General features: G+C 33.8%; 1 pseudogene. It reads right to left on the bottom strand.

Going from position 1 to position 343, the window contains the following annotated elements:
• A pseudogene (locus ACNI3T_RS05785) lies at window positions 1–343 on the bottom strand (hypothetical protein); the annotation flags it as partial.

Genomic DNA, 343 nt, shown 5'->3' with positions numbered 1-343 from the left:
TATGGCTTTTGAAATTCAAATGTTTCTGATATTAACTTGCCATCGCTGGTAAATCCTTCAATGAACATTTGGTAATCTACTTCTGGTTTCAAAATATTAAAATTAATAGCCTTAGTTCTTGTAGCAATTAATTCAGGTTTCCAATCAATAACCCCATAATTCACAAAGAACTCATCGTTCTTATTTGGATACCGCGGTATATAATACTTCTTATTAGCGGCATATGATACCGGAAATTTAAAATCCTGAACCCTATTACCAATATTGAAACTTTTGGATACTGTATAATCCAGGTATATTTTAATACTTCCATTAGCCTCTCGAAAGCCGCCGCCCATACCTG

The sequence above is a fragment of the Christiangramia qingdaonensis genome, assembly GCF_048381525.1.
Taxonomy (GTDB): domain Bacteria; phylum Bacteroidota; class Bacteroidia; order Flavobacteriales; family Flavobacteriaceae; genus Christiangramia.
This window is presented reverse-complemented; position numbering and strand designations above follow the sequence as displayed.